The sequence below is a fragment of the Streptomyces sp. FH025 genome (assembly GCF_017427025.1).
Taxonomy (GTDB): Bacteria; Actinomycetota; Actinomycetes; order Streptomycetales; family Streptomycetaceae; genus Kitasatospora.
Genome location: NZ_JAFLNG010000263.1, coordinates 1 through 9,749 on the forward strand (window position 1 = coordinate 1; position 9,749 = coordinate 9,749).

The window sequence follows — 9,749 nt, forward strand, 5'->3', positions numbered from 1 at the left end:
CGCCGGAACACGAGGGGAGACCGCGGTCGCGGTCTCCCCTCGGTAATCCTGTCGCGGAGCACCGTGTGTGGCTGGCTACCCTTGTGGGGTGACCGATCAGAGCCTTGTTCCCGCGACCGACGACCTTCCCGAGCAGATGCGCGTCCGGCGCGAGAAGCTGGACCGGCTCCGGGCTGCCGGCATCGACCCGTACCCGGTCGGATTCCCCCGTACCAGCACCATCGCGGACCTGCGTGCCAAGCACCCGGACCTGGAGCCCGACACCGCGACCGGTGAGCGCGCCGGCATCACCGGCCGGGTGATCCTCTCCCGCACCGGCGGCAAGCTCTGCTTCGCCACCCTGCGCGACGGCACCGGCGACCTCCAGGTGATGCTCTCCCTGGACAAGCTGGGCGCCGAGCGGCTGGCCGCCTGGAAGTCCGACATCGACCTCGGCGACCAGGTCGGCGTCGAGGGCGAGGTGATCACCTCCAAGCGCGGCGAGCTGTCGGTGATGGTGGACCGCTGGGAGCTCACCGCCAAGTGCCTGCGTCCGCTGCCGGACAAGCACAAGGGCCTGACCGACCCGGAGGCCCGGGTCCGCCAGCGCTACGTCGACCTGATCGTGAACCCCGAGGCCCGCGAGATCCTGCACCTGCGCAGCAAGGTCGTCCGCTCGATCCGCCGCACCTACGAGGACCGCGGCTACATCGAGGTCGAGACCCCGATGCTGCAGCCGGTGCACGGCGGCGCCAACGCGCGTCCGTTCAAGACGCACATCAACGCGTACGACATCGACCTCTACATGCGCATCGCCCCCGAGCTGTACCTCAAGCGGCTGGTGGTCGGCGGCGCCGAGAAGGTCTTCGAGATCAACCGCAACTTCCGCAACGAGGGCGCGGACTCCACCCACAACCCGGAGTTCACCTCGCTGGAGTCGTACGAGGCCTACGGCGACTACGACACCCAGGCCGAGCTGATCCGCGAGACGATCGTCAACGCCGCCCGGGACGCCCTGGGCACCACGGTGATCAGGGGCGTGGACGCGCACGGCGTGGAGCACGAGATCGACCTGGCCGAGCCGTGGGAGGAGATCAGCGTCTACCCGGGCATCTCGGCCCGCCTGGGCGTCGAGGTCACCCCGGAGACCACGGTCGAGGAGCTGCGCAAGCTGGCCGCCGAGCACGGCATCCCCTTCGAGAAGGAGTGGGGCCACGGCCAGATCGTGCTGGAGATGATCGAGCGCCTGCTGGAGGAGAACGCCGTCCGGCCGACCTTCCTCAAGGACTACCCGACCGAGGTCTCCCCGCTGACCCGCCAGCACCGCTCGATCCCGGGCGTGGCCGAGAAGTGGGACCTGGTGATCTTCGGTACCGAGATCGGCACCGCCTACTCCGAGCTGGTCGACCCGGTCGAGCAGCGCGCCCGCCTGACCGCGCAGTCCCTGCTGGCGGCCGGCGGCGACGTCGAGGCGATGCAGGTGGACGAGGACTTCCTGCGCGCCCTGGAGTACGCGATGCCCCCGACCGGTGGCCTCGGCCTCGGCGTGGACCGCCTGATCATGCTGCTGACCGGCAAGAACATCCGGGAGACCGTGCTCTTCCCGCTGGTGAAGCCGGAGCCGAAGGCTTCCGCCGCGTCGGCGGAGAAGACCGAGGAGGAGTGACCTGATGGACTACGTCAGCGCGATCGTGCCGCCGCTGGTCATGGCGATCGGCTTCGGATTCCTGGTGCGGGCCATCATCCGCAGCCAGGGCGGGGCCCAGAAGGCCAAGGAAGACATCGACTGATCCCCGGGGCCCTTCCGGGCACCCGCGTGCGGACCCGCGACTGACGCCGTCAGCCGCCTCCAGAACGACTGGAACGACCGGCGCGCCGCCATTCCCGATTCCCGGGGGTGGCGGCGCGCCGGTTTGGCGCACTTCACAAGATTTGCCCCATTCACTCCCTATCCTGGCCGCACTATGGTCCGGCAACTCGGCGAACTTGAGAACGCCATCATGACCCGGGTGTGGCGGTGGAACCGACCGGTGACGGTTCGCGAGGTTCTCCTGGATCTGCAGTCGGAACGCGAAATCGCGTACACCACGGTGATGACCGTCCTGGACAAGCTGCACAGAAAGGGCTGGCTGCGCCGTGAGCGGGCCGGCCGGGCCTATCGATATGAACCGGTCTCCTCGCGCGAGGCGTACACGGCGGCACTGATGAACGACGCATGGGCCACCAGTGACAATCCGGCGGCGGCCCTGGTGCACTTCTTCGGCCTGATGTCCCCGGAGCAACGCGAGGCCCTCCGGGACGCCTTGCGGGTCGCCGCTCTGTTCCCGTCCGATCCGCCCCCCGCGGATTCCGGGGAGGACGGACCGGATACCGGGGAGACCGCACCGGGGACGACGCGATAACGTCCCGGGCATGGAGGTCACCATCCGCCGGGCGCGGACCACGGACGTACGGGCCGTACGCGGGCTCATCGACACATACTCGCGCGACGGCATTCTTCTGGACAAGCCCACTGTCACACTGTTCGAATCCGTCCAGGAGTTCTGGGTCGCGGAACGCGACGACAACGGCGTGGTGGTGGCCTGCGGCGCCCTGCACGTGATGTGGGAGGACCTGGCCGAGGTCCGGACGCTCGCGGTGGATCCGTCCTGCCGCGGCTTCGGGATCGGGCACGTGCTGCTGGAGAAGCTGCTCCAGACGGCCCGCTGGCTCGGCGTCCGTCGGATTTTCTGCTTGACGTTCGAGGTTCCGTTCTTCGCGAAACACGGTTTCGTCGAGATCGGTGAGCTTCAGGAAACCGATGATGGTACGACAGACCCGGCGGCGATCGCTACGGATGTCTATGAAGAACTCCTCCGCTCGTACGATGAAGGTGTCGCGGAGTTCCTCGACCTGGAGCGGGTGAAGCCCAACACACTGGGCAACTCGCGCATGCTGCTGCACCTCTGAGCGGCTCCGCAGCGGTCAAGGGTTTGTGTTTTCCGGAGAAAGGCGCTTTCCTTTCCTTAGGCAATGGGTCGTTTAGCGGAAAGGGAAGCCCGTGGCACAGAGGGTGCAGGTCATTCTTGAAGACGATCTCGAGGGCGGTTCGGCGGACGAGACGGTCACGTTCGCGCTCGACGGCGTTGCCTACGAGATCGACCTGAAGAGCGCCAACGCGGACAAGCTCCGCGGCCTGCTGGCGCCGTACGTGGAGAAGGGCCGCAAGCAGAGCGGCCGGCTCGCCGGCTCCCGGCGTCCGGGCCGTGGTGCGGCGGCGCGTCCGTCCAACAGCTCGCCGGACACCGCGAAGATCCGCGCGTGGGCCAAGGAGCAGGGCATGGAGGTCAACGACCGCGGCCGGGTGCCCAGCGGCGTCCGCCAGGCCTACGAGGACGCCAACGCGTCCTGACCCCGGCACCGCCGGGCCTGCCGGGGCGGGTGCGGGGCCCCGGTTGTCGTGCACGGCGCCGACGACACACGCGCGGGGCGCGGAGGAGCCTCCTCCGCGCCCCGCGGCGCGCGCCCGGACACCTCCGGCCACCACCGCGCCCGGGGCCTCCGGGGCGGCGGGCTCGGGCGGCGGGCTCGGGCCGCGAGCTCGGGCCGCGAGCTCGGGCGGCGGAACAAACAGGAGCCGTGCGACGCTGTAGGGGCGAAGCGGTAACGCGGACACCACCGGGATGGCGTACCGACCGTCCCGCCCGCCGTCGAACCACCATCACCGCGGCCCGACTTCTCGCCAGGCGAACACCGCCACCGCGGAAACTGCGCGAGAACGGCCCCGATACCGGGTATGAATGCAGGTGGACGGGTCCTTCGACCCGTCCAGGGGCAGTATGTGCGACCGGCCGGAGAGGGTCCGGCTCCGCCCCGGCGGCTCTTGTTCGCCGATGGCGTAGCGGATTCCGGTGCATCCGGCCCACCTGTGGGAACACCGATTCCCAGCATCAGGTTGGGATTGGTGTCGGCTGGTCGCGCAGCATCTCGCTCCCGTACCGGGGAGTGAATCCGTGGGCCGCGCCGCTGAGCGGGACTAGCATGCGGAAGGACAGGGCGGGGACGGACCCCGAACTGCCCGACCGCTCTGAGGAGCGATAAACGATGTTCGAGAGGTTCACCGACCGCGCGCGGCGGGTTGTCGTCCTGGCTCAGGAAGAAGCCCGGATGCTCAACCACAACTACATCGGCACCGAGCACATCCTCCTGGGTCTGATCCACGAGGGCGAGGGCGTCGCCGCCAAGGCCCTGGAGAGCCTCGGGATTTCTCTTGAGGCCGTTCGCCAGCAGGTTGAGGAGATCATCGGCCAGGGCCAGCAGGCCCCGTCCGGTCACATTCCCTTCACCCCCCGGGCGAAGAAGGTCCTGGAGCTGTCGCTCCGGGAGGCCCTGCAGCTCGGCCACAACTACATCGGCACCGAGCACATCCTGCTCGGCCTGATCCGCGAGGGCGAGGGCGTCGCCGCCCAGGTCCTGGTGAAGCTGGGTGCCGACCTCAACCGGGTGCGCCAGCAGGTCATCCAGCTGCTGTCCGGCTACCAGACCGGTGGCGGCAAGGAGTCGGCCACGGCCGGCGGGCCCGCCGAGGGCACCCCGTCGACCTCGCTGGTCCTGGACCAGTTCGGCCGCAACCTCACCCAGGCCGCCCGCGAGGCCAAGCTCGACCCGGTCATCGGGCGCGAGAAGGAGATCGAGCGGGTCATGCAGGTGCTGTCCCGCCGCACCAAGAACAACCCGGTCCTGATCGGTGAGCCCGGCGTCGGCAAGACCGCCGTGGTCGAGGGCCTGGCCCAGGCGATCGTCAAGGGCGAGGTCCCGGAGACGCTCAAGGACAAGCAGCTCTACACGCTGGACCTGGGCGCCCTGGTGGCCGGCTCGCGCTACCGCGGTGACTTCGAGGAGCGCCTGAAGAAGGTGCTCAAGGAGATCCGCACCCGCGGCGACATCATCCTGTTCATCGACGAGCTGCACACCCTGGTCGGCGCGGGCGCCGCCGAGGGTGCCATCGACGCCGCCAGCATCCTCAAGCCGATGCTGGCCCGCGGCGAGCTGCAGACCATCGGTGCCACCACCCTGGACGAGTACCGCAAGCACCTGGAGAAGGACGCCGCGCTGGAGCGCCGCTTCCAGCCGATCCAGGTCGCGGAGCCCTCGCTGCCGCACACCATCGAGATCCTCAAGGGTCTGCGCGACCGCTACGAGGCCCACCACCGGGTCTCCATCACGGACGCCGCCCTGGTCGCCGCCGCCACCCTGGCCGACCGGTACATCTCGGACCGCTTCCTGCCGGACAAGGCCATCGACCTGATCGACGAGGCCGGCTCCAGGATGCGCATCCGCCGGATGACCGCGCCGCCGGACCTGCGCGAGTTCGACGAGAAGATCGCCGACGTGCGCCGCGAGAAGGAGAGCGCGATCGACGCGCAGGACTTCGAGAAGGCCGCGTCCCTGCGCGACGACGAGAAGCAGCTCCTCCAGGCCAAGGCCAAGCGCGAGAAGGAGTGGAAGGCCGGCGACATGGACGTCGTCGCGGAGGTCAACGAGGAGCTCATCGCCGAGGTCCTGGCCACCGCCACCGGCATCCCGGTCTTCAAGCTGACCGAGGAGGAGACGTCCCGTCTGCTCCGCATGGAGGACGAGCTGCACAAGCGCGTCATCGGCCAGAAGGACGCCATCAAGGCGCTCTCCCAGGCCATCCGGCGCACCCGTGCGGGCCTCAAGGACCCGAAGCGCCCCGGCGGTTCGTTCATCTTCGCCGGCCCGTCCGGCGTCGGTAAGACCGAGCTGTCCAAGACGCTCGCCGAGTTCCTCTTCGGCGACGAGGACGCGCTGATCGCGCTCGACATGTCCGAGTTCTCCGAGAAGCACACCGTCTCCCGGCTGTTCGGCTCCCCGCCCGGATACGTGGGCTACGAGGAGGGCGGCCAGCTGACCGAGAAGGTCCGCCGCAAGCCGTTCTCGGTCGTCCTCTTCGACGAGGTCGAGAAGGCCCACCCGGACATCTTCAACTCGCTGCTGCAGATCCTGGAGGACGGTCGCCTGACCGACTCCCAGGGCCGCGTGGTCGACTTCAAGAACACCGTCATCATCATGACGACCAACCTCGGCACCCGGGACATCTCCAAGGGCTTCAACCTGGGCTTCGCGGCCACGGGTGACACCCAGACCGGGTACGAGCGGATGAAGGCGAAGGTCGGCGAGGAGCTCAAGCAGCACTTCCGCCCCGAGTTCCTGAACCGTGTCGACGACATCGTGGTGTTCCACCAGCTGTCCGAGGACGACATCATCCAGATCGTCGACCTGATGATCGCCAAGGTGGACGAGCGGCTCAAGGACAAGGACATGGGCCTGGAGCTCAGCGTCGAGGCCAAGAAGCTGCTGGCCAAGCGCGGCTACGACCCGATCCTGGGTGCCCGTCCGCTGCGCCGCACCATCCAGCGCGAGATCGAGGACCACCTCTCCGAGAAGATCCTCTTCGGCGAGCTGCGGGCCGGTCACATCGTGGTCGTCGACGTGGAGGGTGAGGGCAAGGAGGCCAAGTTCACCTTCCGCGGCGAGGAGAAGACGGCCGTCGCGGACACCCCGGCTGCGGTCGCCTCGTCCGGTCCGGACCTCACGAAGTAGACCAACTTTTAACAGACAACTTCACAGCCACCGAGCCCCCGGCGTTCGCGCCGGGGGCTCGGTGCGTTCGCGGCCGGCCGCCCCCTCCCCCGGCCGGTCCGGGGTGAACGGCCCCCCGGCCGCTTGGTGCGGGTGCGTCCGACTTCTCAGCAATGTTTAACCGACATACGGTTGACACTTGGTCAGTTGATGGGGAGTCGGGGAGGATAGCGCCGTGACCATGTCATGGTCAAGGTCTATCTTTTCCGTGCACGCTTGTATCAAATGACGTCCACCTGTCTTTCATTTTGGTTTGCCGGGCTTTGGCCAAGAGCTGGCCCCGGTCGGGGAGGACGTCACAACGTTGAAGAACACCAGGAGAACCGCTGCGGCCGCGACGGCCGCAGCGGTCATAGTCACGCTCGGCGCGGGTCTCTTCCCGAGCAGCGCCGTCGCGGCCGGCTCGGCGCCGGTCCCCCGGGACCCCGCCGACGCCGTCCAGTCCAACACCGAGCACAACATCCCGGGTCCGCTGACCGCCAAGGTCGAGGCCGAGCAGAAGGCCGCCACCGAGCAGCTCCTCGCCGGCACCGCCAAGGTCGAGCAGCACAACGGCAGCACCAGCGTGAAGCTGGGCAAGGACAAGTACGTGGAGCTCGCCCGCGAGCGCACGGACAAGATCTTCACCATCCTGGTCGACTTCGGCGACCAGGTGGACAACACCACCAAGACGCCCGACGGCAAGATCAAGTTCGGTGGTGAGCCCGGCCCGAAGCACAACGAGATCGAGCAGCCGGACCGCGCCAGCAACAACTCGACCGCCTGGCAGGCCGACTACAACCAGCAGCACTTCCAGGACCTGTACTTCTCCAAGGACAAGCCCTCGCTGAAGACCTTCTACGAGAAGCAGTCCTCGGGCCGCTACTCGGTCGACGGCGTGGTCTCGGACTGGGTCCGGGTGCCGTGGAACGAGGCCCGGTACGGCTCGGACTACTGCGGCTCCAACGTCTGCGGCAGCGCCCAGGACCTGATCCGCGACGCCGTCGACATCTGGTACAAGGACCAGCTGGCGAAGGGTCAGACCCCCGAGCAGATCAAGGCGACCCTGGCCCAGTACGACCAGTGGGACCGCTACGGCTCGCACCACGACGGGAACTTCAACCAGCCCGACGGGTACATCGACCACTTCCAGATCGTGCACGCCGGCGAGGACAAGTCGGCCGGTGGCGGCAAGCAGGGCAGCAAGGCCCTGTGGGCGCACCGCTCGTACGTCTACGGCAACCTGCAGGGCCAGGCCGGCCCCGAGGGCAACAAGCTCGGCGGCGTCCAGGTCGGTGACAGCGGCCTCTGGATCGGCGACTACACGATGCAGCCGGAGAACGGCGGCCTCGGCGTCTTCGCCCACGAGTACGGCCACGACCTCGGTCTGCCGGACCTCTACGACACCGCGGGCAAGGGCATCGACAACTCGGTCGGCTTCTGGTCGCTGATGTCCTCCGGCTCCTGGCTCGGCGAGGGCAAGGACACCATCGGCGACATGCCGAACGACCTCGACGCCTGGAGCAAGTTCAAGCTCGGCTGGCTGAAGGCCGACCGCGCCGCGGCCGGCAAGGAGTCGACCCACCACATCGGCCCGGCGGAGTACAACAGCAAGCTCCCGCAGGGCCTGATCGTCGACCTGCCGAAGAAGAGCATCACCACCGACATCAACAAGCCGTTCGCCGGCAAGTACGAGTGGTGGAGCGGCAGCGCCGACAACCTGAACGTCACGCTCACCCGCGACGTCGACCTGACCGGCAAGACCAAGGCCAGCCTGAACGCCAAGGCCTGGTACGAGCTGGAGCAGGACTTCGACTTCGCCTTCGGCGAGGTCTCCACCGACGGCGGCAAGAACTGGACCGTCCTGAACGGCACCTGGAACGGCCAGCCGCTGCCCACCGAGGGCGGCCGCCCGGCCCTGTCCGGCCTCGCCGCGACCTGGGGCGACCTGTCCTTCCCGCTGGACGCCTACGCCGGCAAGCAGATCAAGGTCCGCTTCCACAACACCACCGACCCGGGCCTGCACTACCGCGGTCTGGCGCTGGACGACATCAACGTGACCGCCGACGGCGCCACGGTCTTCAGCGACGACGTCGAGAACGGTGACAACGGCTGGGTGGCCGACGGCTTCACCCGCTTCACCGGCACGTACACCAAGGACTACGCGCAGTACTACATCGCGGAGAACCGGCAGTACGTCTCCTTCGACCAGACCCTGAAGACCGGCCCGTACAACTTCGGTTGGAGCACCAGCAAGCCGAACTGGGTCGAGCACTACCCGTACCAGCCCGGTCTGCTGATCTGGTACTGGGACGAGTCGCAGACCGACAACAACGTCAGCAACCACCCGGGCGAGGGTCTGATCCTCCCGATCGACTCGCACCCGGCCCCGCTGAAGTGGTCGGACGGCACCCTGCTGCGTCCGCGCATGCAGGGCTACGACTCGACCTTCGGCTCGCGTCGCACCCCGGGTCTGACGCTGCACAAGAACGGCGTCGAGACGGTCGTCCCGAAGGCCAAGGGCGTCGACGAGTTCTCGGACCTGAAGGAGTACTGGTCCAAGGACAACCCGTACAGCAGCGTGAAGGTCCCGAAGACCGGCACCAGCATCGAGGTCGAGAACGAGTCCGCGAACTACCTGGAGACCTGGATCCGGGTCCGCCCGGTCGACAACTGATCGGCCCGTCGCCGGCTGACCGCCTCGGCGGCCGACCGCCTCAGTGACAGACCGGCGATCTGACCGCTCGGAATCTCCACGTCCGGCCCGCCCCCGCCATCGCGCGGGGGCGGGCCGGACGCTTTTCCCACCGCGTCAAACCCCGCGGGCGGGTGGCACTGGTCACAGCCGTCCGGAACGGTACGACCGGCCCTAGTAGCCGATCGGCGCGGGCCGCCGGTCGGGTCGGGCCGGTCGCGGACTATCGGATCTCATGATCATTGCTCCGTCAGCTTGAATCTCCGGCACCACGTTGACTACACGCCGTAGTACGTCACGCCGTTTGGGACTCCGCTCGGTGACCGTTAAACCTGAGTGGTCCCCCGCTCAGCACGCGCCCGATCGGGCACTTCGTGCTGCTCCCGTACGACCGTGAGGTACGCCAGGCGATGTCCAACGTCCCGCCCATGGGGCCGGCCGTGCGCCGGCTCGC

Annotated in this window: 6 protein-coding genes; all 6 read left to right on the forward strand. The window is 68.1% G+C overall.

Going from position 1 to position 9,749, the window contains the following annotated elements; translation table 11 throughout:
• Positions 1-88 precede the first annotated feature (88 nt).
• The 6 genes from lysX (at position 89) to J0670_RS19465 (ending at position 9,277) form a co-directional block, all read left to right on the forward strand.
• Positions 89-1,645, forward strand: a complete 1,557-nt coding sequence (lysX, locus tag J0670_RS19440; protein WP_207812899.1) for a bifunctional lysylphosphatidylglycerol synthetase/lysine--tRNA ligase LysX — start codon at positions 89-91, stop codon at positions 1,643-1,645.
• Between the two features lie 298 nt (positions 1,646-1,943).
• Complete coding sequence (locus tag J0670_RS19445) at positions 1,944-2,381, forward strand: BlaI/MecI/CopY family transcriptional regulator (RefSeq protein ID WP_207812900.1); 438 nt, start codon at positions 1,944-1,946, stop codon at positions 2,379-2,381.
• 10 nt (positions 2,382-2,391) lie between these two features.
• Positions 2,392-2,928: an amino-acid N-acetyltransferase gene (locus tag J0670_RS19450; protein WP_207812901.1), complete on the forward strand. Its 537-nt coding sequence runs from the start codon at positions 2,392-2,394 to the stop codon at positions 2,926-2,928.
• Between the two features lie 91 nt (positions 2,929-3,019).
• Positions 3,020-3,370 (forward strand): Lsr2 family protein, encoded by a 351-nt coding sequence (locus J0670_RS19455; RefSeq protein WP_207812902.1) that lies wholly within the window; start codon positions 3,020-3,022, stop codon positions 3,368-3,370.
• A 692-nt stretch (positions 3,371-4,062) separates the two neighbouring features.
• A complete protein-coding gene (locus tag J0670_RS19460) occupies positions 4,063-6,582 on the forward strand; it encodes an ATP-dependent Clp protease ATP-binding subunit (protein WP_207812903.1) in 2,520 nt (839 codons plus the stop codon).
• 343 nt (positions 6,583-6,925) lie between these two features.
• The gene (locus J0670_RS19465; RefSeq protein WP_207812904.1) at positions 6,926-9,277 is read left to right on the forward strand and encodes an immune inhibitor A domain-containing protein; all 2,352 of its coding nucleotides are present in this window, start codon (positions 6,926-6,928) and stop codon (positions 9,275-9,277) included.
• Positions 9,278-9,749 lie beyond the last annotated feature (472 nt).

What these genes read in the sequence shown, in the direction of transcription:
- J0670_RS19450 (WP_207812901.1), top strand. Translation starts at nt 2,392, where the DNA reads ATGGAGGTCACCATCCGCCGGGCGCGGACCACGGACGTACGGGCCGTA.
- J0670_RS19460 (WP_207812903.1), top strand. Translation starts at nt 4,063, where the DNA reads ATGTTCGAGAGGTTCACCGACCGCGCGCGGCGGGTTGTCGTCCTGGCT.
- J0670_RS19445 (WP_207812900.1), top strand. Translation starts at nt 1,944, where the DNA reads ATGGTCCGGCAACTCGGCGAACTTGAGAACGCCATCATGACCCGGGTG.